This is a genomic window from Pseudomonas sp. TNT2022 ID642 (assembly GCF_028656995.1).
GTDB lineage: Bacteria > Pseudomonadota > Gammaproteobacteria > Pseudomonadales > Pseudomonadaceae > Aquipseudomonas.
This window is the reverse complement of record NZ_JAMDGW010000019.1, coordinates 50087-74271: the sequence shown is the minus strand read 5'-3', so window position 1 is coordinate 74271 and position 24185 is coordinate 50087. Positions and strand designations below refer to the sequence as shown.

At 59.2% G+C, this 24185-nt stretch carries 19 protein-coding genes and 1 tRNA gene; 3 read left to right on the top strand and 17 right to left on the bottom strand.

Translation table 11 applies throughout. From position 1 onward, the window contains the following. Positions 1-39: 39 nt before the first annotated feature. Entirely contained in the window at positions 40-1323 is a 1284-nt protein-coding gene (locus M5G26_RS18565; RefSeq protein WP_273916180.1) for an aspartate aminotransferase family protein, read from the top strand. Positions 1324-1516: 193 nt separating this feature from the next. After that, a complete protein-coding gene (locus tag M5G26_RS18560) occupies positions 1517-1675 on the top strand; it encodes a YqaE/Pmp3 family membrane protein (protein WP_003228885.1) in 159 nt (52 codons plus the stop codon). Positions 1676-1786: 111 nt separating this feature from the next. Here the strand turns inward: M5G26_RS18560 and M5G26_RS18555 are convergent, their stop codons facing one another. From M5G26_RS18555 to rpsU, 16 genes are all read right to left on the bottom strand, one after another. Further along, entirely contained in the window at positions 1787-3598 is a 1812-nt protein-coding gene (locus tag M5G26_RS18555; RefSeq protein ID WP_273916179.1) for a S9 family peptidase, read from the bottom strand. After that, positions 3564-4724: a pyrroloquinoline quinone biosynthesis protein PqqE gene (gene pqqE / locus M5G26_RS18550; RefSeq protein WP_095122580.1), complete on the bottom strand. Its 1161-nt coding sequence runs from the start codon at positions 4722-4724 to the stop codon at positions 3564-3566. The genes M5G26_RS18555 and pqqE overlap by 35 nt, the downstream gene beginning before the upstream one ends. Continuing rightward, a complete protein-coding gene (gene pqqD / locus M5G26_RS18545) occupies positions 4696-4971 on the bottom strand; it encodes a pyrroloquinoline quinone biosynthesis peptide chaperone PqqD (protein WP_007910068.1) in 276 nt (91 codons plus the stop codon). Before pqqD ends, pqqE begins: the two co-directional genes overlap by 29 nt. Continuing rightward, positions 4968-5720, bottom strand: a complete 753-nt coding sequence (gene pqqC / locus M5G26_RS18540) for a pyrroloquinoline-quinone synthase PqqC (protein WP_122599223.1) — start codon at positions 5718-5720, stop codon at positions 4968-4970. The genes pqqD and pqqC overlap by 4 nt, the downstream gene beginning before the upstream one ends. Before the next feature lie 134 nt (positions 5721-5854). After that, positions 5855-6766 (bottom strand): pyrroloquinoline quinone biosynthesis protein PqqB, encoded by a 912-nt coding sequence (pqqB, locus tag M5G26_RS18535; protein WP_273916178.1) that lies wholly within the window; start codon positions 6764-6766, stop codon positions 5855-5857. A gap of 81 nt (positions 6767-6847) precedes the next feature. Further along, positions 6848-6922: a pyrroloquinoline quinone precursor peptide PqqA gene (pqqA, locus tag M5G26_RS18530; protein ID WP_003422658.1), complete on the bottom strand. Its 75-nt coding sequence runs from the start codon at positions 6920-6922 to the stop codon at positions 6848-6850. 171 nt (positions 6923-7093) lie between these two features. After that, complete coding sequence (gene pqqF / locus M5G26_RS18525; RefSeq protein ID WP_273916177.1) at positions 7094-9493, bottom strand: pyrroloquinoline quinone biosynthesis protein PqqF; 2400 nt, start codon at positions 9491-9493, stop codon at positions 7094-7096. A 38-nt stretch (positions 9494-9531) separates the two neighbouring features. Next, on the bottom strand, positions 9532-10326 hold the full coding sequence (locus M5G26_RS18520) for a carbon-nitrogen hydrolase family protein (RefSeq protein ID WP_150693811.1): 795 nt from the start codon (positions 10324-10326) through the stop codon (positions 9532-9534). A 12-nt stretch (positions 10327-10338) separates the two neighbouring features. Then, a complete protein-coding gene (locus tag M5G26_RS18515) occupies positions 10339-12021 on the bottom strand; it encodes a flavin monoamine oxidase family protein (protein ID WP_122604323.1) in 1683 nt (560 codons plus the stop codon). Positions 12022-12244: 223 nt separating this feature from the next. Then, a complete protein-coding gene (locus tag M5G26_RS18510) occupies positions 12245-12706 on the bottom strand; it encodes an Lrp/AsnC family transcriptional regulator (RefSeq protein WP_150708514.1) in 462 nt (153 codons plus the stop codon). A gap of 298 nt (positions 12707-13004) precedes the next feature. Continuing rightward, positions 13005-13352: a PBECR2 nuclease fold domain-containing protein gene (locus M5G26_RS18505; protein ID WP_273916328.1), complete on the bottom strand. Its 348-nt coding sequence runs from the start codon at positions 13350-13352 to the stop codon at positions 13005-13007. Positions 13353-13787: 435 nt separating this feature from the next. Beyond that, a tRNA-Ile gene (locus tag M5G26_RS18500) sits at positions 13788-13864 on the bottom strand. A gap of 15 nt (positions 13865-13879) precedes the next feature. Next, positions 13880-17626 carry a bifunctional diguanylate cyclase/phosphodiesterase gene (locus M5G26_RS18495; RefSeq protein WP_273916176.1) on the bottom strand — a complete coding sequence of 1249 codons (3747 nt, stop codon included), beginning with the start codon at positions 17624-17626 and terminating at the stop codon, positions 13880-13882. 126 nt (positions 17627-17752) lie between these two features. After that, positions 17753-19597: an RNA polymerase sigma factor RpoD gene (rpoD, locus tag M5G26_RS18490; RefSeq protein WP_093441990.1), complete on the bottom strand. Its 1845-nt coding sequence runs from the start codon at positions 19595-19597 to the stop codon at positions 17753-17755. A gap of 67 nt (positions 19598-19664) precedes the next feature. Next, positions 19665-21629, bottom strand: a complete 1965-nt coding sequence (gene dnaG, locus M5G26_RS18485; RefSeq protein ID WP_127930004.1) for a DNA primase — start codon at positions 21627-21629, stop codon at positions 19665-19667. Between the two features lie 485 nt (positions 21630-22114). Then, a complete protein-coding gene (gene rpsU, locus M5G26_RS18480) occupies positions 22115-22330 on the bottom strand; it encodes a 30S ribosomal protein S21 (RefSeq protein WP_002551877.1) in 216 nt (71 codons plus the stop codon). Positions 22331-22529: 199 nt separating this feature from the next. On the opposite strand from rpsU, the gene tsaD reads away from it, so the two are divergent. Beyond that, positions 22530-23555 carry a tRNA (adenosine(37)-N6)-threonylcarbamoyltransferase complex transferase subunit TsaD gene (tsaD, locus tag M5G26_RS18475; RefSeq protein WP_273916175.1) on the top strand — a complete coding sequence of 342 codons (1026 nt, stop codon included), beginning with the start codon at positions 22530-22532 and terminating at the stop codon, positions 23553-23555. 23 nt (positions 23556-23578) lie between these two features. Here the strand turns inward: tsaD and plsY are convergent, their stop codons facing one another. Continuing rightward, positions 23579-24148, bottom strand: a complete 570-nt coding sequence (plsY, locus tag M5G26_RS18470) for a glycerol-3-phosphate 1-O-acyltransferase PlsY (RefSeq protein ID WP_134178009.1) — start codon at positions 24146-24148, stop codon at positions 23579-23581. Positions 24149-24185: the final 37 nt, after the last annotated feature.

The window sequence follows — 24185 nt, the reverse complement described above, 5'->3', positions numbered from 1 at the left end:
CATAGGCAGTTCAAAACACTTCAAACGAGGTGTTTTTCAATGAATCTGTTCAGTTTGCGGCGCCAGACGCCGAGTCTTGATGACCTCGCTTTCGAGGCCAACCCTTCAGACATCAGCGAAAGTCTCAGCGCCGAGCGCCTGATGCCCAGCGTCGAAAGGCCGCAACAGGTGTTCGTCCGTGGTCAGGGGTCGTGGCTGTGGGACAGTAACGACCGCGCATACCTCGATTTTTCCCAGGCCGGTGGCGCCAATAGTCTTGGTCACAGTCCTTCGGCATTGGTCAAAGCCATCAGCAGTCAGGCGCAGGCGCTGATCAATCCCGGCTTCAATCTGCACAATCGAGGCATGCTCAGCCTCGCCGAACGTCTGTGCGCCAGCACCGGCAGCGATCAGGCTTACCTGCTCAACAGTGGCAGCGAAGCCTGTGAAGCGGCGATCAAACTGGCGCGCAAATGGGGCCAACTGCATCGCGGCGGCGCCTCGCGGATCATTGTCGCGAAGCAGGGTTGTCACGGTCGCAGTCTGGCGACGATTTCCGCCTCCGACAGCTGCAACCTGCACAACCGTTTTGCGCCGTTGCTGCCGGGGTTTGATCTGGTGCCGTTCAACGACTTGCCGGCCCTGCACGCCGCGGTCGATGCGCAAACCGTCGCGATCATGCTGGAGCCGATTCAAAGCGATGCCGGCGTTATTCCGGCCACTGAACATTACCTCAAGGGTGTCGAACGACTCTGTCGTGAACTGGGCATTCTCTTGATCCTCGACGAAGTGCAAACCGGTATCGGCCGCTGCGGCACTCTGCTCGCGGAACAGTCCTACGGCGTGCGCGGCGATATCGTCGTGCTCGGTAAAGGGCTTGGCGGCGGTGTGCCATTGGCGGCGCTGTTGGCGCGGGGCAAAGCATGCTGTTTCGAGGCCGGCGAATTGGGCGGCACGCATCACGGCAATGCATTGATGACGGCGGCCGGTCTGGTAGTGCTCGACAGCGTGCACGACCGCAGCTTCCTCCAGCAGATCAACGATAACGGCCAGCACCTGCGCGAAGGTCTGCTCCGATTGGCACACCGCTACGACCACGGCGAACTGCGCGGCCAGGGCCTGTTCTACGGATTGACCCTATCAGACGATTCCGCCGAGGCCGTGGTCCACGCCGCCCTGCACGAAGGCCTGCTGCTCAACGCCCCGCAAGCCAACTGCCTGCGTTTCACCCCGGCACTCACCGTGAGTAAAACCAATATCGACGAAATGCTCCTGCGCCTGGGCCGCGCCTTCTCGCGAGTGCGAACCGCACAACTGCAATGTCGCAAGGGGATTGCCGTCTGAACTGAAGTTTCCTACCCGATTTCCAGAACCGTCTCGCGGTATAACGCACGCCCCACGCCTGATTCTTTTGGCGTGGGGCGTTTTTTTGTCGGTGGTGGCGATGAAATGGCAGTTGCACTGAACCCTGACGAACGGCGCAGGTCGATTAGCTTGTATGGCTCAAGTGAGCCAACCCCCATACAGGAGCTGCCCCATGGATTTCATTCGCATCATCATCGCTATTCTGTTGCCACCACTGGGCGTGTTTCTGCAGGTCGGGTTTGGTGGGGCGTTCTGGTTGAACATTCTGCTGACGTTGTGCGGGTATATTCCGGGGATCGTGCATGCGGTTTACATCATCGCCAAGCGCTGAGTCAGCGGCATAAACCTGTAGGACCTGCGGCACGCTGCGATCTTTTGATTTTAATTCGAGGATCAGGATCAAAAGATCGCAGCGTGCCGCAGCTCCTACAGGAAGAGGGTTTCAGTCTGTAAATCCCATCACCCGCCGATAGAACTTCCACTCCTGCTCCAGCGCATGCGCCTGATTGGCGGCGCGGCGGAAGCCGTGGCGTTCGTCGGGGTAGTAATGCGCTTCGACCGGGACGCCGTTTTGCTCCAGCGCCGAGACCATGTCGCGGGTTTGTTGCGGGACAACCACGGCGTCCAGCTCACCCTGAAAGAAAATCACCGGCACGCGGATGTTGTTTGCGTGCAACAACGGTGTACGGGCGGCGTAGCGTTCGGCGTCTTGCTCGGGATCGCCGATCAGCCAGTCCAGATAATCACCCTCGAATTTGTGCGTTGCCCGAGCCAATGCAATCGGGTCGCTAACACCGTACAAACTCGCTCCGGCGCGGAAGACGTGTTTGAACGCCAGCGCACATAACGTGGTGTAGCCGCCTGCGCTGCCACCTCGAATGAATGCGCGTTCACCGTCGATCAAACCCTGTTCGGCGAGATAACTCACCACCGCACAAGCATCCTCGACATCCACCTCGCCCCAGCTCAGATGCAGTGCCTGTCGATACTCCCGGCCATAACCGCTGCTGCCGCGATAGTTGAGATCGGCGACGGCGAAGCCGCGTTGTGTCCAGTACTGGATGCGTGGGTCGAGCATCGGGTAGCAGGCTGATGTCGGGCCGCCGTGGATAAACACCACCAGCGGCGGTTTTGGCTCGCCGCTCATCGCCGGATAAAAGAAGCCGTGAGCTTCGCCCGAACCGCTTGGGTAGCGCAGGGTTTGCGGACGGCTGATGCGTTCGGCGGGCAAGGGTGCCACGCCGCCGGCCAGCACGTTCACTTCACGCGTCGCTCGATCGATGGCGATGACCGCAGAAGGACTGATCGGCGAGGCGGCAATGCAGTAGATAAATTGCGCATCCAAAGCCAAATGCCGGAAACGGCTGTAGTCACCGGTGAAGTCGTCATCGCCTAATGTCAGACGGCCGAAACCGCCTTCACTCCAACTGGCTAAAACCGAATTTTCAACAGGCAACCAAGTGCAGCCGCCCAGTTGCCACGGTGCTGGCGCGTGATCGGCTTGCGCAGCAGGTAATGGCTCCAAACCGTCGGAAGTCTCAGCCCACGGCTGCCAGAATCCACCACGATCGGTCAGGCAATAAAGGCGATTGTCGGCATCGAATCGCGGTTGTTGGATGGACTCTTCAAACTCGGCGCCGGCAACGCATCGCGGCGAACCAAAAGCGCTATTGGTCGAACGCTCAGCCACCATCAACCGGGTCGACGTCCACGGCTGATGCGGGCGACTCCACTCGATCCAGGCCAAACGCTGGCCATCCACACTAAGGATTGGCGCCGCATAAAAATCCGCTCCCTCAGCCAGCAAATGCCGTGCACCGTCAGCCAGATCAATGGCGACGAGCCGATGCTGATCTTGCTGTTCTTCGACCGCCAGCACTTGGCCGAAAGCAAAATGCAGATCGCCATAACGGCACTCGCCCGACGTCAATGCTTCAGGCTCGCCATCGAGGTTTTGGCGATACAACTGCTGATCCGTCTCAGCAACGAATACCACCCCATCCGGCGTCAGACAAAACGCGCCACCGCCATATTCGTACACCCGACTGCGCACGCTGAAACCGTTCGGTGTCAGACATTTCGCCACACCATCGCGCGAATGCCAGATCCGGCACGCGGCATCCTCCGGTCGATACTCATTCCAGAACAGCCCGTTGGCACCGAGCTGCAGTTCGGCAAAGTCCATCCCGGCAGCGACGGCTTGCGAGGCGCTGAAAGGCTCAGCCTTTAGCGATGAGGCGCGAGTTTCGTTCATTGCGGAAGGCCAATTGTTCGATGGTTTGAGTGGCGGTCTCGGCTTCTTCGCGGGCCTTGAGGATCACGCCGTGATGTTCGGATTTGCTGCACACCGGGTCGGCATTGCTCGCATCACCAGTGAGCATGAACGCCTGGCAGCGGCAGCCGCCGAAGTCTTTTTCTTTCTCGTCGCAGGAGCGGCACGGCTCGGGCATCCAGTCGTAACCACGGAAGCGGTTGAAGCCGAACGAGTCGTACCAGATGTGCTGCATGCTGTGATCGCGCACATTGGGAAATTGCACCGGCATCTGCCGGGCACCGTGGCAGGGCAGGGCGGTGCCGTCCGGAGTGACCGTCAGAAAAATGCTGCCCCAGCCGTTCATGCAGGCTTTCGGGCGTTCTTCGTAGTAATCCGGGGTGACGAAAATCAGCTTGCACGGATGCCCTTCGGCTTCCAGCTTGGCGCGGTATTCGTTGGTAATGCGTTCGGCGCGCACCAGTTGCTCTTTGGTTGGCAACAGGCCGACACGATTGAGCTGCGCCCAACCGTAGAACTGGCAGGTGGCGAGTTCAACGAAGTCGGCTTCCAGCGCAATGCACAGCTCGATGATGCGGTCGATCTTGTCGATGTTGTGCCGATGGGTGACGAAGTTCAGCACCATCGGATAGCCGTGGGCCTTCACCGCCCGAGCCATTTCCAGCTTCTGCGCGAAAGCCTTTTTCGAGCCGGCCAGCAGGTTGTTCACTTGCTCATCGCTGGCCTGAAAACTGATCTGGATGTGATCGAGCCCGGCCTTCTTGAAGTCGCTGATTTTCTGCTCGGTCAGGCCGATGCCAGAGGTGATCAGGTTGGTGTAGAAACCCAACTGCCGTGCTTCATGAATCAGCTCGGCGAGATCCTGACGCACCAGCGGCTCGCCGCCGGAAAAGCCCAGTTGCGCCGCGCCCATCTCCCGCGCCTCGCGGAACACCTTGATCCACTGCTCGGTGCTCAGCTCTTTGCCCTGCTCGGCGAAATCCAGTGGATTGGAGCAGTACGGGCATTGCAGCGGGCAGCGGTAGGTCAGCTCGGCGAGCAGCCACAGCGGCAGGCCGACTTCAGGCTTGGGCGGCAGATCAGGCAAGTTCGATCCAGTGCTGCGCACGGGCAACCTCCATGAATTGCTCAATGTCGTCACCGAGCTCAGGCACGCCGGGGAACTGCTCATCGAGTTTGGCGATGATCGCCGCGACATCGCGCTCACCGTCAATCAAACCACCGATCAGCGCGGCGCTGTCGTTGAGTTTGATCATGCCTTCGGGGTAGAGCAGCACATGGCCTTTCTGCGCCGGTTCGTACTGGAAGCGGTAGCCGGGACGCCAGGTCGGGACTTTGCTGCGGTCGAAACTCATAAGGTGATTCCTTTATGCCAGACGCGTTGTTCGGTCACGCTGTGATACGGCGGGCGGTTCAGTTCGTAGGCCATGCTCATGGCATCGAGCATGCTCCAAAGAATGTCCAGTTTGAACTGGAGAATTTCCAGCATGCGCTCCTGGCCTTCGCGGGTCTTGTAGTGCTCCAGCGTGATTGCCAGACCGTGCTCGACATCGCGTCGCGCCTGACCGAGGCGGGTGCGGAAGTATTCGTAACCGGCCGGATCGATCCACGGATAATGCTGCGGCCAGCTGTCGAGGCGCGACTGGTGGATCTGCGGCGCGAACAGTTCGGTCAACGAACTGCTGGCGGCTTCCTGCCAACTGGCGCGGCGGGCGAAGTTGACGTAGGCGTCGACGGCGAAACGCACGCCGGGCAGCACCAGTTCCTGGGAGCGCAGTTGATCCGGGTCGAGACCGACCGCTTGGCCGAGACGCAGCCAGGCCTCGATGCCGCCGTCTTCACCGGGGGCGCCGTCGTGGTCGAGCAGGCGCTGGATCCATTCGCGGCGGATTTCCCGATCCGGGCAATTAGCGAGGATCGCCGCGTCCTTCAGGGGAATGTTCACCTGATAGTAGAAGCGGTTGGCGACCCAGCCCTGAATCTGCTCGCGGGTGGCGCGGCCTTCATACATCGCCACGTGATAGGGGTGGTAGATGTGGTAGAAGGCGCCTTTGGCGCGCAGGGCCGCTTCGAATTCGGTGGGGGACATTGGCGTGTCAGTCATGTCTGTTCTCCGGGAACAACCGTTGGATTCTGTGGTGTCTGTCAGGACGTCATCGCTGGCAAGCCAGCTCCCACAGGTTTTGTGTACGCCACAGAACCTTGTGGGAGCTGGCTTGCCAGCGATGGGGCCATCCGCTACAACACAATACTCATGCCATCGAACGCCACTTCAACATTGCGCCGCGCCAGTTCGGCACGCTCCGGCGAATCTTCATCGAGAATCGGATTGGTATTGTTGATGTGGATAAGTACCTTGCGCTGCTCAGGCAACTGCTCCAGCACTTCGAGCATGCCGCCAGGCCCGTTCTGCGCCAAATGCCCCATCTCACGACCGGTGCGGGTGCCGACACCACGGCGCTGCATTTCATCGTCGTCCCACATCGTGCCGTCGACCAGCAGGCAATCGCTCCCCGCCATGATCTCCAGCAGCGGCGCATCGACCTTGCCCAGGCCCGGCGCATAGAACAATTTGCCGCCGGTCTTCAAGTCTTCAACGATCAAACCGATGTTGTCGCCCGGGTGCGGATCGAAGCGGTGCAGCGAGTACGGCGGCGCGGCGCTGCGCAACGGCAGCGGGGTGAAGCGCAGGTTCGGGCATGCGGCCACGGTGAAGCTCTGGTCGAGTTCGATGCGGTTCCAGTCCAGTCCACCATTCCAGTGCGTGAGCATCTTGAACAACGGGAAACCGGTGCTGAGGTCTTCGTGAACCATGTCCGTGCACCAGACCTGATGCGGGCAGCCTTCGCGCAGGCTGAGCAGGCCGGTGGTGTGGTCGATCTGGCTGTCCATCAGAATGATCGCGCTGATGCCAGTGTCACGCAGGGCGCGGCCCGGTTGCATCGGGGCGAAGCTTTGCAGCTGCGCGCGGATGTCCGGCGAGGCGTTGCACAACACCCAGTTCACGCCGTCATCGGAGATCGCGATGGACGATTGGGTGCGGGCCTTGGCATTCAGGCTGCCGTCGCGAAAGCCTGCGCAATTGACGCAGTTGCAGTTCCACTGCGGAAAACCGCCACCGGCGGCCGAACCCAGAATCTGGACGAACATGAACGCTCCATCATTTCAACGCGGAAAATAAAACGCCCCGGCGAGCCGAGGCGTTGCACTGCAATTCTACGTAAGCAGAACTCAGCGGCTGGCGAAGTACATGGTGACTTCGAAGCCGATACGCAGGTCGGTGTAAGCCGGTTTTGTCCAGGACATGGGTGTCTCCTTCAGGGTGGGTGGGATAGCGCTGTCCATAGTTATAGTCCACGGCAGCGCAGAGATGTTCCAAATAGTTAGGCTGCTATGTTACTCAAAATTTCACAGGGTTTGCCCGTGAATCTTTGAGAAAGCTCCTTGCAGCCTCGGTAATGATCAATTTGTCGTTCGTCATAGGGTTTCGGGCGCGGGATCGCTGGCGAGGCAGAGCCAGCCGCCTTCGGCGTTGATTAAACGCTGAGCAGCCGCGAGCAATGTCTGTCGATCCAGGCGGCCGATGGCGGCAAGCAGTTGCTCAAGATAATCCGACGAGTGGCCGGCGAGCTTCGCCTGCCAGAGTAGTTCGGCGGCATCTTTGCTGGACAGATTGGCGTCGTCGAATTGTTCGGCGAGGCTTTTAAGATGTTGGCTGAGGCTGAACTCATCAAGCTGTTCAATCAGGGCGGGAATGCCGCTGAGGAACTGTTGAATGTGCTTGAGCACTTCCACAGGTCTGGCACTCGGCGATTGCACGCCGAACAGGATGACGGTTTGGCCCTGCATCTGGCGCAGCGCACTGAACACCGCGTAACCCAATTGCAACTCGACTCGCAGACGTTGATAGAACGGCGTCTGGCACAGCTGCGCGAGCAGGCGCCATGCGGCTTCGTCGGCGATGTTTTGGCCGGCGGTCGGGCAGCACAACAGCAAAGCGTGTTCGCTGGAGGCGCTATCGATGTGGCTCCAGTGTTTTTGCGCGGTGATCGTCGCCGGTGCCGGCAACTGATTGTCCGCAACCCCGGGAATGCGGCTAAGGGCCAGGCCCATGGCAGACTGTGTCTGTTGATTCAGACCCAGGGCGAGGCCGTCCCAGCGCGAAGTTGTCCACAGGTGTTTGGCGTCATCGCCGCTGTGGGCATATTGCAGAACATGTTCCGGTAACGCTTTAAGCAGTTGCCGAATAGGGATCAGCGGGGTTTCTGGCTCACTACGTGGCGAATCCGCATCAACTTGCGTCAGGCTTTTCAGCGCGTGCTCCAGGATGCCGGGCATCGATTCCTGAAGACCGGTGAGCTTCAGTAGCCATTGAGTACCGGTGGTGTTGAAAGACAACTCGACCCCGGCTTCGCGCGCGTCCTGCTGCGTTTGCCGAAGACTGCGTTGCAATCTTGAGTGCAGATCAGCAGTGGCTGCAGCCTCCATGTGCCAACGCAGATAGATTGCGCCTTCATCGCCGCTGTCCGGCAGCGCCTGGCTGAACTGCATCGGCGAGCGTTCGCGCCGGCCGCGCGAGCGATCCTGAGCAAACGTGCGCAGACCACGGTGGGCGCTGGTCTGGCCGCGAATCAGCCCGGCGTTGGCCAGAGGCTCGCTGACTCGCAGAAAAGGATTGGCAGCGGGCAGGTGCCAGTGCTCGCTGAAGTTATCCACAGTGCCGATTTCACCGAGGATCTGCCTGAGGGCTGCAACGCCGGAATCGGTCAGGCGGTTTTCCAACGGCTCACTGTCGAGCCGCGCCAGTTGCAGCGCGCCACTGACCTGCTGCTGACGTTGAAGCAGGGCGGCGTATTCCTCGCGCAGTGGTGCCCAGTCCTGGCGAGCAAAGAAGCTCAACCAATCGAGCAGATGTTCGCGAATGGCTTTCAACGATTCGCATGGCGCAGTGAATTGCAGATGCAGCAATGCTTGCCCGGCGAAGTGATAAATCGGCGTGGCTGTTAATCCGTCTGCCAGTTTTTGCTGCTGCAAATGCGCGAGCAATCCGCCGGGCTTGGCGCTGTTCAACCAATGGCAAAGAAACGCCAACGCCTCGCTGGACGATTCAGGCAGAGCCTCAAACGCAAACAACAGATTGCTGCGTCGTTCATCGACCTGTTGATAACTTTTCACCGCTAACGGCAGTGGCATAGCCTGCGCAACTTTATCCCCAGCCGGTAAAGTCGCTGCGAACTTCTGGGCCAGGGCTTTCAACTCATCAAGACTCTGCGGTCCGACCAGACTCAGCGTCATCTGCCCAGTTTGATAAAACTGCTGGTGGAAGTCTTTCAAGGCTTGTTGAAACGTAGCTTGCTCGACTTGCAGGCTGTCCCGATTCCCGGCGTGAAAGCCGCGCAACGAATGCTCTGCCGGTAATCCTTCGTACAAGGCAAACTGCTGCTGCGCTGCAGGATCTTGTGACCAGGCGACAAATTCCGCCTGCAACACCTCACGTTCCCGCAGCTGATCGTCCAGGTTCATACGCGGGTTGGCGAGCATGTCTGACAGACGCTCCAGCCCAGCGCTGAATGCTTGTGTCGGCAACTCAAAGAAAAAATCAGTGGTGCGTTCGCGAGTGCTGGCATTCACCTGGCCACCGTGACCTTGCACGAAAGCCATCAACCCTTGATTCGCCGGGAAACGCTCGGTGCCGAGAAACAGCAAATGTTCCAGAAAATGCGCCAGCCCCGGCCACGCCAACGGCACGTCATGGCTACCGGCAGCCACGCGCAATGCAGCGGCACTGCGCTTCAGACCGGGCGCATGACGCAGGGTCACGCGCAAGCCGTTGGCCAGGGTTTCAGTGTGAGGGCGGGGGTGAGTCGGCGCAGGCATGGGCACTTCCAGAACAGTGAAGTGCCAATGCTAGCGGATTAGCGCTGGTTCAGCGCGCCGTAAAGCTCCGGACGGCGGTCGCTGAGGTAGCGATTGGCCGCGCGCGAGTCGAGCATCAGCTGCCGATCCAGTTCACCGACGATCAGCGCTTCGTCGAGACCGGCCTGTGCGATGCGGCTGCCGTCCGGTGCAGCGATGCTGCTTTGCCCGCAATAGTGGATCTCGCCTTCGTTGCCGCAATAGTTGGCGTAGGCCACGTAGCACTGGTTTTCGAAGGCGCGTGAACGCACGGTGACGTCGGCGACGAAATCGAACGGAATCATGTTCGCCGTTGGCACCAGAATCAGCTCGGCGCCGGCGAGTGCCAGGCGTCGGGTGTTTTCCGGAAACTCCAGGTCGTAGCAGATCAGGAAACCGAGCTTCCAGCCGTTGAGTTCGACGATGGGAAAATCATCATTGCCGGGGCTGAACATCGAGCGATCCAGATCACCGAACAGATGCGTTTTGCGGTAGTTGCACAGGCGCTCACCGCTCGAATCGATCAGCTGCACGGCGTTGTAGATCTGCCCATCGGCAGTCCGCTCCGGGTAGCCATAAACAATCGCCAGACCGGCAGCCTTGGCGATCCGCCCGATCTGCTGCGCCCATTCACCGTTGTAGACCTCGGCCAAGGTGCTCACCGCTTCGGCGCCGATGTTGTAGCCGGTCATGAACATCTCCGGCAGCACCAACAGGTCGGCGCCCTTGGCCTCCATCGCCAGTTGATGCAGGCGTTGCAGGTTGGCGGCGGGGTCCAGAGGCAGCGGCGGACATTGGTAAAGGGCTACACGCATCAGGGATTCCTCTTACTCGGGCAAGGCGATAGGGCCGATGTCTTTGAACACATCACCGGGGCCCGGGTTCGCTTTATGTGTCGACCCGCCGAAATGCTTCATGATCCCCCACACCGCGTTGAGCGAGGTTTGCACTGCGCCTTCGACCCACGCCGGTGTCCACGAAACGTCGTCGCCAGCGATAAAAATTCCGCGCTGTTCGGCCGGCATCTCGTCCTGCATGAAGTGCGCGTACATGCGCTGGTTGTAGCGATAGTGGCCCGGCAGTGCACCTTTGAAGGCGCCGAGGAAGTACGGGTCGGCTTCCCACGACACGGTGATCGGATCGCCAATGATCCGCGCAGCGATGTCGACTTTCGGGTAGATCTTTTTCAGCGCGTTCAACGCCAGCTCAACGCGCTTTTCCACAGGGTGCGGGAGCATTTTCAACGCATCGCTCATCCACGAGTACGACAGGCAGATCACGCCCGGCTTGTCGTCACCGTTGTCGAACAGATAGGTGCCACGGGTCAGGCGATCGGTGAGGGTCATGCTCATCAGGTCGCGACCGGTTTCCGGGTCCTTGTCCTTCCAGAACGGCCGGTCGACCATCACGAAAGTTTTCGATGACTGCATGTAGCGGGTGCGGTCGAGGGCCATCCACATCTTCTGCGAGAACAGGCTTTCGTCGCATTCGATCTGGGTGGTCAGCAACCAGCTCTGGCAGGTAGTCAGCACGGCGGCGTATTCGCGGGTGTCGCCGTTGTTGTCGGTGACGGCGAAACGGCCATCCGGTGCGTGAGCGATTTTCTTCACGCCGGAACGCGGCGCGCCACGGTGCAGGGATTTCAGGCTGGTGCCTTCGGGCCAGTGCACGCAGCGCTCCGGCACATGCCGCCAGATGCCTTGCGGCACTTGCTCGACGCCGCCGACCACCAGGTGCTGGTGATCGTCGCAATTGGTCATCACCACACGAAAGATTTCCAGCATCGAGTTGGGGAAGTCCGAATCCCAGCCGCCGGTGCCGAAACCGACCTGACCGAACACTTCGCGATGATGGAACGACAGTTTGGCGAAGGCCTCGGACGTGGCGACGAAGTCATAGAAGGTGCGGTCGTCCCACAACGGCACCAGCGTGTTCCACAGCTCTTTCAGACGTGGCACATCACGGTCGCGGATGGCTTGCTGGATATCGGCGAACTGCGAGCCGGCCTCCAGCGCATCCGCCCAGGCGTCAGCCACTTCCTGAAACAGTGCAGGAAGATCCGCCAGTTTTTGTGCGTAATGGGTTTTGCCTTCGAGGTCGATCACCGTGCTGCCGGAGGCTGGCGTCAGCGGGTTCGGGAACGGTTTGGTTTCCAGGCCGAGCTTGTCGACGTAGTGATAGAACGCGGTGGAGGACACCGGAAAACGCATGCCGCCCAGTTCAGCGACGATGCCGTCAGTGCCGTTGAACGCTTGCGAGCGCAAACGACCGCCAAGCTTCGACGCCTCATAAACCACTGGTTTCAAACCGAGTTTCATCAGCTCATAGGCGGCCACCAGCCCGGCGATGCCCGCGCCGACAATCGCCACTTCGGCGCCGTGATTATGTTCAGGAATAGTGCCGAGACCGGCCGGGTGTTCGATCCAGTCGTCAAACGCGAACGGAAAGTCCGGGCCGAAAATGGTGACTGGTTTCTTACCGTCTGCAGGATGGCGATTGTTCTTGTTCATGGCTGACCTTGCTGGCGACCCGACGTGGGATGCGCGTCTGAGTATAGGAAAAGATGCCAGCCATTCTAGGGAGCGTAGAACACGTTAATAAGACGCAAAGTGTCGTCGTTTTGCCAATTCATCGATCAATATGACGAGGCGCGACTACACACCGACCAAAATGTGGGAGCGAGCCTGCTCGCGAAGAGGTCCTGAAATCCACCCGAGAAGCCCGATCAAAATCTTAAACCGGCTGCCCGCGATCAATCTTGCTGCTCAAAATGATCGAAGTCGTGGTCTTCTCAACCCCATCCACGCTGCCAATCTGATCCAGCAACTGATCCAGTTGCTCTGGCGAATCAGTGCGCAACCACGCCACATAATCAAACTCGCCACTCACGGCACAAAGCTGCTGCACCTGCGCCATCGCACTTAACCGACGCAACACCTCTTTGCCGGAACGCGGCTGTACCTTGATCCCGACGTAGGCCTGCAGCCCACCATCGACCACGCGCTGACCCAGGCGCACGCCATAGCCGGTGATCACTCTCGCCTTTTCCAGCCGTGCCAGCCGCGACGTCACGGTGGTGCGCGCAATGCCTAATTGCCGGGCGAGCATGGCCACGCTCTCGCGGGCGTTGATTTGCAGGGCGGCGATCAGCTGACGGTCGATTTCATCGAGCACGGGCGGGCGGGTGTCTGGCAAGGGGCGGCTCCGGTGTGTGTGGGGGGGCGATGAGTGGTGCATGTTACAGGCACTACAAGCGACACGCTGCGGGTGATGTTGGAGCGGTTCACCCAAGCGTCGACGCTAACGGTGCGCTGAAACAAAACATCGGATATTTGATTTGACTTGCCTGGCCTATTTATCAAGAATGCCAGCAAGAGCGCGAAATCTGCTGCCTTGCAGGGCATTAGCGGACGTAGGTACCTCAGCGATGCTGCAACATCGGTGTAAGGTGAGACCTCTTCATCCCATTTCCTGAGGATGCAAATATCAGGATTCAAACATCAAGGGCAGCCGCATGGCTGCCCTTTTCTTTGTCTTCAAGAATGTACCGCTTGAACAAAAGCTCGCCTTGGCGGTGTTTGTTCATCGCTCTGGCCGGTGCGTGCATGAAGTTCCAGAGGACATGCCCGTTTCGCACATCGACCACGACAAGCATGTCGTTTTTTGCCTCATAGGCATTGATGAATGCCATTCGGTGACCGCCATTATCGTAAAGGACTTTCCAGACTTCGAAAGGTCCCGTGAGCGTATCGATGGCATGTCGAACATAGCGCTCTCGGGAGTCTGGACGTTTCTCAACGATATGAGCCAGTTTGTCTCTCATGACTGCCACCCTCCCAATGGGTGTGAGGATAGTGACGGTCAGTACGGACTCGTCGAGAAACCCAAATTGATCCAGAAGGATTTTGAGGGCGTCTTCTGCGTTGTCAGCCCTTTTTATCTCGTCGATTGCCGCTGACCGAAGTTCTCTCGATAACGTTCTCAGATCAGGTAAAGCAAGGTTGATCCCAGGTTGGTTGGTCGGCTGCTTCCTTTATCAGTGGCGCAGCAATCACGAGCATAAAAACAATCCTGGACGGGCGGTGGCGTCCGGAGATTACTCGTCTGTAGAAACGGTCAACAACACGCGGGGAGGAGAGAAAACATAATTTGGGAACATTCCTACAGATCTTGCGGTTGTATTCCTAACAATGCGCTTCCGAATATTGTGCTCGCCAAGACTTCGAGCCCTAATCCATCACCCAAAAAAAAGCCGCGCAATGCGCGGCTTTCAATTTGGTGGGCCCACACGGACTTGAACCGTGGACCAAAGGATTATGAGTCCTCTGCTCTAACCAACTGAGCTATAGGCCCTCAGTAGGTCGCGGATTATAGCGACGGTTTCTCGGCTGTGCTATCCGAATAATCCGATACGGTTACACGAAGAAACGTCGCGGCGAATTCTTCTGGCGGCAGCGGCAGGCTGACGATGTAGCCCTGGATCTGTTCGCAGCCTTCGGCAGCGAGAAATTGTTGTTGTGCCTGGGTTTCCACGCCCTCGGCGATAACCGTGAATTGCATGCTCCGGCCCAGCGCGATGATGGCCCGCACAATGGCCGCGTCGTGGGGGTCATCGGGCAATCCGCGGACGAACGACTGGTCGATTTTGAGGATATCCAGCGGCAGGCGTTTGAGGTAACTGAGCGAAGAATAACCCGTACCGAAGTCATCAATCGCCAATTGAACGCCGAGGTGTTTGAGTTGGTGCAGCACGGCCAGCGCCTCTTCGGCCTGACTCATGATGAAATTCTCGGTAATTTCCAGTTGCAGTAAATCCGGCTGCAGGTGGTTGTCGTTGAGCAGTTGTTCGATGCGCCCGAGCAGATTCGGCTGACGCAGTTGCGCGCCGGCGAGGTTCACCGACAGCGGGCCGAGGCTGTCGTAGATCTGATTCCATTCGAACATTTGCCGGCATGCGGTCTCGAGCACCCAATCACCGATCTGCAGGATCATGCCGTTTTCTTCGGCCAGCGGAATGAAGTGCTCCGGCGGTACGTCGCCGAAGGTAGGGTGACGCCAGCGGATCAGGGCTTCAGCACCGACCAGGCGATGGTCGTCGAGGCTGATTTTCGGTTGGTAGTAGAGAAACAGTTCATCGCGCTCGATAGCCCGGCGCAGTTCGTGTTCCAGCGCGATGCGCTCGCTGGCCTGGGCGGTGAGGTCGCGGGTATAACTCTCGACACGGTTGCGGCCCTTGGCCTTGGAGCGGTACATGGCCGCGTCGGCGTTTTTCACCAGGGTCGCGACATCGCAACCGTCCCGTGGATAGAGGCTGGTGCCGATGCTGGCGCTGATGAAGAACTCATGCTCGCCGGCCTGGAATGGCGCACCAAAGCAGTTGAGCAGTTTGGTGGCAATGTTGTCGGCATCACTGGCCTGTTGCAGGCCGGGCAGCAGAATGATGAATTCGTCACCGCCCAGACGCGCCACGGTATCGATGTCGCGCAGTTGCTCTTTCAGGCGCACGGCGATGCCCTTGAGCAGCAGGTCGCCGACCGGATGGCCGAGGCTGTCGTTGATGTGTTTGAAACGGTCGAGATCGAGAAACAGCACGGCGCCCTGACCGCCGTTTTCCTGCTGACTGTTCAGCGCCATCAACAAACGGTTTTCGAACAGCGTGCGGTTCGGCAGACCAGTGAGCGGGTCGTGGTGCGCCTGATAGTCGAGTTTGGCTTGCGCATGCTTGAGACTGGAGATGTCGGCAAACACCGCGACAAAGTGGGTAATGAACCTGTCGCGATTGCGCACGGCACTGATGGTCAGCCAGCTCGGGTACAACTCGCCGTTCTTGCGCCGGTTGGAGATCTCGCCTTGCCAGTGACCTTCGTCGGTCAACTGGTGCCACATTGCCGCGTAAAACGCGCTGTCGTGCAGGCCGGAGGCAAGCAGGCGCGGTGTGTGTCCGAGGGCCTCGCTTTCGCTGTAGCCGGTGATTTCGGTGAAGGCGCGGTTGACTGCGCTGATGTGCTGTTGGGTGTCGGTAATCAGCACGCCTTCGGCAGTGCTTTCGAACACGGTGGCGGCCTGTTGCAGTTTTTCCTGCATCAGATGGCGCTCGGTGATGTCGCGGGCGATGGTCAACATGCAGTCTTCTTCGCCAATCGGCAGCGGACGGCTGGAGACTTCGCAGAGGCGAATCTGCCCGTCACTGCGGCGAATATGACAGGTGAAGTCACGCACAAAGCCGTCGCGGTGCAACAGGTCGAGCATCTGTTTGCGCTCGTTGAGATTGACCCATATCCCCAGGTCCAGCGCCGAACGATCCACCGACATGGCGCTATTGAAACCGGTGATACGGCTGAAACCTTCGTTGACCTCCAATAGCAGGCCATCGCTCTGGCGTGATAACAACAAACCGTCCGGTGAGGCATGGAAGGCTTTGGCGAACTTCTCCTCGGAGGTTTGCAGTTGCTGCTGGGTTTCCTTGAGCTGGGTGATATCACGCACAACGACCACCAGGGCTGGCGTGGTGTCCAGATCGAACGGCTCGGCGGAAATCAGGCCAGTGAACAGTTGGCCGTTGTTGCGGCGAAAGGGCATCTCCAGGTTGCGAATGCTGCCCGCCTGCAAACGTTGCAGCAGTCCCGGACCAACGCCGGGAATGCCCCAGATATTCAGGTCGGTCGCCGTCTGGCCAAGGACTTCCTCGGCTTTCAGCCCGATCTGTTCTTCAAACGCTTCGTTGACCTCCAGCAGGCAACCGTCGGACAGTCGTGCAATCACCAGAATGTCCGGGCACTGCTGGAAGACCGAGGCGAACTTTTGCTCCGAGAGCTGCAGTGCTTCTTCAGTGCGCTTGATTTCGCTGATGTCGATCATCAAACCGCGCATCACCGGCTCGTGGCCATGTTCGATCAGGCTGACGATGTCGCGTACCCACAAACAGCGGCCATCCGCGGTGATCACGCGATAATCGACGATGTGATCGCGACCCTCGCGCAGTGCTTCTTTGCAGTAACTCTGCGTGCGGGTCAGATCGGCCGGGTGAATGATGTTGTGCCAGAAGCCGGGGATCAGCCAGTGCGATTGTGGATAGCCGAGCAAGTCCTCGGCGTGGGGCGAGACATAGCTGTAGGTGAAGTCGCTTATCCGCGCTTCCCAGGCAATGGCCGACAGGCTCTCGACCAGGCCGCGATAGTGATATTCGCTGCTGCGCAGTTCCTGTTCGAGGTCGATGCGACGGGCGATTTCCGAACTCAGGCGACGGTTGATGCGGATCACCACGGCGAGAATCGTCACCAACAACAATAGCCCCGGTAAACCGTAGATCAGCAGATCCGACCAGAATGTCCGATGATCAAGGACGTTGCCGACCCAGTGCTCCTGAATGCTGCTGATTTCATCTGGGCTCATGTCCGCGAGCACTTTGTCGAGAATCCCCACCAGCATCTTGTTATCGCGGGGCACGGCCATTGCCAGTTGGTAGCGATAGGGGGTTTCGCCACTGACGTACAGGCCGTCGAGCTTGAGCTGGCGCAGGCTCCAGACGCTGGATGCGAGGTCGCCGACCACGGCGTCCACTTCGTCGGTCGCTAACGCCTGCAGCGCCGAACTGACATTGGGCATGGCCACCAGATTCAGATCGGGGTGGTGGGTGCGCAGCAGTTCGTGGGGCGCGTAGTTTTCCACCACGGCGATTTTCAAACCGTACAGGTCGTCAAGTTTGCGCGGTTGCGCGCCGCCGATGTGGGCAAGGATGACAATCGGGAAATCAAGATAAGGGCGGGTGAACGATAGGTAGGTCTGGCGTTCGGGGGTGGACATGATGCCGGGCAGGAGGTCGATCTTGCCCGATTTGACCTGTTCGAGCACCACCGTCCAGCTCACCGGTTCGATGGGTGTCAATTTGATTGCCAGGCGTTGGCGAATCACGTCGATATAGTCCGCCGCCAGGCCCTGATAACGGTTCTGGTCATCGCGAAATTCAAAGGGCGGCCACGACGCATCGACACCCAGGCGCAAGTCCGGGTGAGCCGCCAGCCAGCTACGTTCTTCATCGGTCAGAGTCAGCGCGTCAGCCGTTGCGGTCCAGATCATCAGTGACAGCAAAAAAAGCACGGACGCCAATCTGGGCATAACGCTCTCGTTATGGCTCGGGGATGATTGTTTCGAGTGTAGACGGGGTATGCGGGGGAGGGGCGTTGCGGAGGATTTAATCTGCCATATAAACAAAACCCCCGGCCTGGGCCGGGGGTTCTGGTATCACTCGTCGAGGAAGGAGCGCAGATGCTCGCTTCGCGTCGGGTGGCGCAGCTTGCGCAGCGCCTTGGCTTCGATCTGACGGATCCGCTCACGCGTTACGTCAAACTGTTTGCCCACTTCTTCGAGTGTGTGGTCGGTGTTCATGTCGATACCGAAACGCATGCGCAGTACTTTGGCTTCACGGGCAGTGAGGCCGGACAGCACTTCGCGAGTCGCTTCTTTGAGGCTCTCAACAGTGGCGACATCGATTGGCGACTGCATGGTCGAGTCTTCGATGAAGTCACCCAGATGGGAGTCTTCGTCATCACCGATCGGGGTTTCCATGGAGATCGGCTCTTTAGCGATTTTCAATACCTTACGGATCTTGTCCTCAGGCATTTCCATGCGTTCGCCCAGCTCTTCCGGGGTCGGTTCTCGACCCATTTCCTGCAACATCTGCCGGGAAATGCGGTTGAGCTTGTTGATCGTCTCGATCATGTGCACCGGAATACGGATGGTGCGGGCCTGGTCGGCGATCGAGCGAGTGATCGCCTGACGGATCCACCAGGTGGCATAAGTCGAGAACTTGTAACCACGACGGTATTCGAACTTGTCTACCGCTTTCATCAGACCGATGTTGCCTTCCTGGATCAGATCGAGGAATTGCAGGCCACGGTTGGTGTACTTCTTGGCGATCGAGATCACCAGACGCAGGTTGGCTTCAACCATCTCTTTCTTCGCGCGGCGGGCCTTGGCCTCACCGATCGACATGCGACGGTTGATGTCCTTGATTTCTGCGATGGTCAGACCGGTTTCGGTTTCCAGCGCGATCAGTTTCTGCTGGCAACGAATGATGTCCGGCTGCACGCGACCGATGGCTTCGGCGTACTTGCTCTTGCCTTTAGCCAGGGCGTCGGACCAGCTTTCGTCGACTTCGTTGCTCGGGAACTGACGCAGGAAATCGGCGCGTGGCATACGTGCATCACGTACACACAGTTGCATGATCGCGCGCTCTTGCTGACGCAGACGATCCAGGGCACTGCGAACACGCTCGACCAGGCCTTCGAATTGCTTCGGTACCAGTTTGATCGGCATGAACAGCTCGGCCAGTGCCAGCAACTCGGCAATCGCTGCCTTGTTGTTGCGACCGTGCTTTTTCAGGGCCTTGCGGGTGATTTCCATCTGGTCAGCCACGGCGCCGAAACGCTGGGCAGCGATGACCGGATCCGGACCGCTTTCGGCTTCTTCTTCGTCATCGGAAGATTCGGCTTCATCGTCGTCGGTGTCGTCGTCGGCTTTCGCCACTTTCGCTTCGACAGGCGGCGGCACTTCGGCAGGCGGCGCAATGCCGTCGTCCGGGTCGATATAACCGCTCAGAACGTCGGACAGGCGACCACCTTCGGTGGTGACGCGGGTGTACTCGGAGAGAATGTGGTCAACCGTGCCAGGGAAGTGCGCGATTGCGCTCATCACTTCACGGATGCCCTCTTCGATACGCTTGGCGATTTCGATTTCGCCTTCACGAGTCAGAAGCTCGACCGTACCCATTTCACGCATGTACATGCGCACTGGGTCAGTGGTGCGACCGATATCGGTCTCCACCGCTGCCAACGCGGCGGCTGCTTCTTCCGCAGCGGCCTCGTCGGTATCGGCGTCGGCCAACATAAGGGCGTCCGCATCCGGAGCACTCTCGTGTACGGGGATCCCCATGTCGTTAATCATGCGGATGATGTCTTCCACCTGCTCAGGATCTGAAATATCCTCGGGCAGGTGGTCGTTGACCTCGGCGTAAGTCAGATACTTCTGCTCACGACCCAGTTTGATCAACTCAATAATACGAGACTGCTGTTGCGCTTTTCCGGACATAACACCCTATCCACTGAAGGTCTTGGCGGGCAAAAAACAAGCCGAGGATTATACCTGAGCTATGACCTCACGCGCCAGTTGAGGTCGGGTTTGATGCGGAAACATTGCGACTTAATAGGTCGCGCAGTTGGTTTTTCTCTTCAATGCTCAGTTCGCTTTGACGCGCTTTCCTGAGCAACTGTTCCAGATTTCGCTCGCGTTGGCGGGCTGACAAGCTAGTAATGGTGTCGAAAAACTGTTGTTCAAGGTTATCTCCGTCAATCAGCCATTCCTTTTCTGCCAGTGCCTTGAGCAGGCGACCCTGTTCAGTGCCGTGCCATCGCGCGATCAACTGAAATGAGTTTAGCTTGGGATTCTTCTGTACGGCTTCGAGCAGCGCCACAAGCAGCTGGGCGTTGGTCTGATTCTCGTCCGCTATGTGCCCGGCGTCTTCGACGCGCTCGGCCAATTGCGGGTGATGGAGCAGAGTGCGCAGGGCGGTGAGGGTCGGCGACTCGACGCCAATCGGGGTGCGCGGGCGTTGCTGATCGCGATCACCGCCACGCTTGCCGTTTTTGTCCCAGGGCTTCTTGTCCCACTTTTTGCCGCCAGCGCCGGGTTTCTTCGGTGTCCACTCCTGCTGCGGCACATACATGTCCTGTGCCTGCGGCTGATGGTAGTCGCTGTAGTCCGGCATTGCGTCGTAATCGATGCCCGGATCGTAGGCGGGCGGCGCTTCCTGCGGCGCGCTTTGTGCGAGCTGGCTGACGGTCTCGCTGCTCAGGCCGGTAATTTCTGTCAGGCGTTGACGCATCAGGATGCGCAGGTTGGCGCCCGGCACTTTGTCGATCAGCGGTGCGGCGAGGGTGGCCATGTGCGCCTTGCCTTCGAGCGAGCGCGGGTCGGCCTCTTCGGTCAGTTGCTGGAAGAAATAATCGGCCAGCGGCTGAGCGTGCTGATTGATTCGGGCCTTGAAGGCGTCAGTGCCTTCGGCGCGCACCAGGGTATCCGGGTCTTCGCCTTCAGGCAGAAACAGAAAACGCGCCCGGCGGCCGTCCTGCAGGCTCGATAGCGTTGCTTCCAGGGCGCGCCAAGCGGCGTTGCGGCCGGCCTGGTCGCCGTCGAAACAGAACAAAACGTTCGGTACGACACGGAACAGGCGCTTCAAATGTTCTTCACTGGTCGCGGTGCCCAGCGTCGCTACGGCGTTCTTCAGACCTTGCTGGGCGAGGGCGATGACGTCCATATACCCTTCGACGACAATGATTTCGTCGAGGTTGCGGTTGTTCTTGCGCGCTTCATAAAGGCCGTAGAGCTCCTGGCCTTTATGGAATACCGGGGTTTCCGGTGAGTTCAGGTATTTCGGCTTGTCGTCGCCGAGCACGCGGCCGCCGAAGGCGATGATGCGCCCACGGGTGTCGCGAATCGGGAACATCACGCGATCGCGGAAGCGGTCATAACGTTTGCCGGTTTCGGCGTTCTCGATCAGCAGGCCGGCGTCGATCATGGCTTTCTGCTGAAGCGTGTCGCTGCTCAAGTGTTTGAACAGGTTGTCCCAGCCGGGCGGCGCGAAGCCGAGCCCGAAATCCCGGGCGATCTCGCCAGTCAGGCCGCGGCCCTTGAGGTAATCCACGGCAGCCTTGCGGGCGGGGTGGCTCTTGAGCGCCTGCTTGTAAAAGTCAGCGGCGGCGGTGAGCAGCGGGTAGAGCGGCGAATCAGTCGGTTGCCGTGGCTTGCGCTCGCGGCCGCTTTCTTCGCGAGGGATTTCCATGCCGGCAGCTTTCGCCAGATCCTCGACGGCCTGGGGGAAATCCAGGTTGTCGTGATCCATGAGAAAGCCGAGGGCATTGCCGCCGGCGCCGCAGCCGAAGCAATAGTAGAACTGCTTGTCGGGGCTGACGCTGAAAGACGGGGTTTTTTCTTTGTGAAACGGGCAACAGGCGGTGTAGTTCTTGCCGGCCTTCTTCAATTGCACGCGCGAACTGACCACGTCGACAATGTCGGTGCGGTTCAGCAGGTCGTCAATGAAGCTCTGGGGAATCAGCCCGGCCATGGCGTACTCGTCGTCTGCGCTGTAATAAGTCCGATGCGAAATGCTGCCGAACGCGGGTCATTGTTTGAAGCGCGCAAAATGTGCGGCTCGACCGGTGTCGTCTGCGTAATCGCTGTCGGGAAGTGTATCTGCCGAAAATCCACTGACGTTAGTACTCATCAGTCTTCGACTATCTGAAAGTGTTGCGCTGAATCCGCTGACGGCCGGTTAATGGCCTCGGATAGCTCAATAAAGCGGGCACGCATGCAGGTGCCTTGGGCTGATCGTCGTGAGAGGAATCAGTGGGTGTGCTCGTCAGTAGCCTTGAAAGGCTCGTCAGAAAAGACGTGCACCGCTGGCAAAAGAGCCAGGTCTGACGCGTGAAGCAGATTTGTCTCGGTCGCGTGTGCGGCTTCGACGGTGAAGCATCAAGCGTTTTACGCAAATGCCATTAGCCCGGCTGAGAGCCGGGCTTAGGCAAGAAGCTTGCTACGAACGTCTGTGTATTAGTACAGACGAACGGCGCGGCGCTGTTCGCGCTGAACTTTCTTGGCGTGACGCTTAACAGCGGCTGCTGCTTTGCGCTTACGCTCAGAAGTTGGCTTCTCGTAAAATTCGCGGCTACGAACTTCAGCCAGTACACCGGCTTTTTCGCAGGAGCGCTTGAAACGACGCAGAGCTACGTCGAAGGGTTCGTTCTCTTTAACTTTGACGGCTGGCATCCAGAGCTACCTTCATTCATTACCGGGGTCAACATCCTCGCGGCAAAAGAGCACTTGAAGACGTCGGTTTTTAAGGGTTGCGGATGTTAACCCCTCATCGCTCGGAATGCAAAGCCTCTGATCGAAAACCGCTGGTCGGGGCATCACGCGGCGACTATTATGCGCGCCTTCGAATTCAGCCTAAACAAGGCGCAAACCCATGCTAGTACTGGGATTAGAAACCTCCTGCGACGAAACCGGCGTCGCATTATATGACAGTGAACGCGGCCTGCTGGCCGACGCGCTGTTCAGCCAGATCGACCTGCACCGCGCTTATGGCGGGGTTGTGCCGGAGCTGGCCTCGCGTGACCACGTCAAGCGCATGCTGCCCCTGATCCGTCAGGTCTTGGCCGAGGCGGACTGCGTGCCCACCGAGATCGATGCGATCGCCTATACCGCGGGTCCTGGCCTGGTTGGTGCGCTGCTGGTTGGTGCTTCCTGCGCTCAGGCGCTGGCGTTTGCCTGGGGCATTCCAGCGCTCGGCGTGCACCACATGGAAGGGCATTTGCTCGCACCGATGCTGGAGCCAAAACCGCCGGAATTCCCGTTCGTCGCTTTGTTGGTTTCGGGCGGTCATACGCAGCTGGTTCAGGTCGATGGTATCGGCCAATACGCCTTGCTCGGCGAGACACTCGACGACGCTGCGGGCGAAGCATTCGACAAAACCGCGAAGATGATGGGCCTGAATTATCCGGGCGGGCCGGAAATTGCCAAGTTGGCGGAGAAGGGCGTTGCAGGACGTTTCACCTTTCCGCGTCCGATGTGCGATCGCCCGGGTCTGCAATTCAGCTTCAGTGGTCTGAAAACCTCTGCGCTCAACGCTTGGCAGCAGTGCGTCAGCGCCGGGGACGACAACGAGCAAGCCCGTTGCGACATCGCGCTGGCGTTCCAGCAGGCCGTGGTGGAGACTTTGACCATCAAGTGCAAGCGTGCCCTGAAACAGGCCGGCATGAAGCGTCTGGTGATCGCTGGCGGCGTCAGTGCCAACAAGGCCTTGCGCGTTTCGCTGGAAAAGATGCTCGGCGATATGAAGGGTGATGTGTTCTACGCCCGTCCCGAGTTCTGCACCGACAACGGCGCGATGATCGCGTTTGCCGGTTGCCAGCGTTTGCAGGCCGGTCAGCAGGAAAGTCTGGCGATCAGCGTGCAGGCGCGCTGGCCGATGGAGCAATTGTCGGCGTTGTGATGAGCGGCGCTCATGGGCGGTATTTAAAAATGCCGTTCGCGCCCGGCAAACAGGTCGCGTAGATTGCCGCGATGGCGCCAGACGATCAGCAGTGTCAGCGCGCTCATTGGCAACAGCGCCTCCGGTTCCTGCCAGGCCAGCAACGGCAGGGTCAGCGGCGTGGCAATCAGCGCGGCCAGCGAGCTGGTACGGGTCAGGTAGAACGTCAGCAGCCAGGCGCACACGGCCAACAGCGCAGCGGGCGGATACAGGCCCAGCAGCATCCCGGCGGCGGTGGCAACACCTTTGCCGCCACGGAAGCGGAAATACAGCGGGAACAGGTGACCGATCACGGCATACACGCCGATCCAGGCTTGATCCTGCAACGAAAGGCCCACAGCCGAGGCGATCAGCACCGGCACCAGGCCTTTGCACAGATCACCCAACAGGGTCAGGATCGCCAGTTTGCGACCGGCCAGGCGCAGCATGTTGGTGGCACCGGCATTGCCCGAGCCACTCATTCGCGGATCCGGGTTACCGGTCAGGCGGCTGAGCAAAATGGCGAAGGACAGCGAGCCGAGCAGGTAGGCGAAAGTCGCCAGTAACCAAAACATGCTAACTATTCCGGGCGAGGACGCCCTGATTCTAACG

Bases quoted from the DNA above. Each gene is read 5' to 3' on its own strand.
- dnaG (WP_127930004.1), bottom strand. From the start codon at position 21,629: ATGGCCGGGCTGATTCCCCAGAGCTTCATTGACGACCTGCTGAACCGC.
- M5G26_RS18565 (WP_273916180.1), top strand. From the start codon at position 40: ATGAATCTGTTCAGTTTGCGGCGCCAGACGCCGAGTCTTGATGACCTC.
- tsaD (WP_273916175.1), top strand. From the start codon at position 22,530: ATGCTAGTACTGGGATTAGAAACCTCCTGCGACGAAACCGGCGTCGCA.
- M5G26_RS18515 (WP_122604323.1), bottom strand. From the start codon at position 12,021: ATGAACAAGAACAATCGCCATCCTGCAGACGGTAAGAAACCAGTCACC.
- M5G26_RS18560 (WP_003228885.1), top strand. From the start codon at position 1,517: ATGGATTTCATTCGCATCATCATCGCTATTCTGTTGCCACCACTGGGC.
- plsY (WP_134178009.1), bottom strand. From the start codon at position 24,148: ATGTTTTGGTTACTGGCGACTTTCGCCTACCTGCTCGGCTCGCTGTCC.
- pqqD (WP_007910068.1), bottom strand. From the start codon at position 4,971: ATGAGTTTCGACCGCAGCAAAGTCCCGACCTGGCGTCCCGGCTACCGC.
- M5G26_RS18495 (WP_273916176.1), bottom strand. From the start codon at position 17,626: ATGCCCAGATTGGCGTCCGTGCTTTTTTTGCTGTCACTGATGATCTGG.
- pqqB (WP_273916178.1), bottom strand. From the start codon at position 6,766: ATGTTCGTCCAGATTCTGGGTTCGGCCGCCGGTGGCGGTTTTCCGCAG.
- pqqC (WP_122599223.1), bottom strand. From the start codon at position 5,720: ATGACTGACACGCCAATGTCCCCCACCGAATTCGAAGCGGCCCTGCGC.
- M5G26_RS18520 (WP_150693811.1), bottom strand. From the start codon at position 10,326: ATGCGTGTAGCCCTTTACCAATGTCCGCCGCTGCCTCTGGACCCCGCC.
- rpoD (WP_093441990.1), bottom strand. From the start codon at position 19,597: ATGTCCGGAAAAGCGCAACAGCAGTCTCGTATTATTGAGTTGATCAAA.
- pqqF (WP_273916177.1), bottom strand. From the start codon at position 9,493: ATGCCTGCGCCGACTCACCCCCGCCCTCACACTGAAACCCTGGCCAAC.
- rpsU (WP_002551877.1), bottom strand. From the start codon at position 22,330: ATGCCAGCCGTCAAAGTTAAAGAGAACGAACCCTTCGACGTAGCTCTG.
- M5G26_RS18555 (WP_273916179.1), bottom strand. From the start codon at position 3,598: ATGAACGAAACTCGCGCCTCATCGCTAAAGGCTGAGCCTTTCAGCGCC.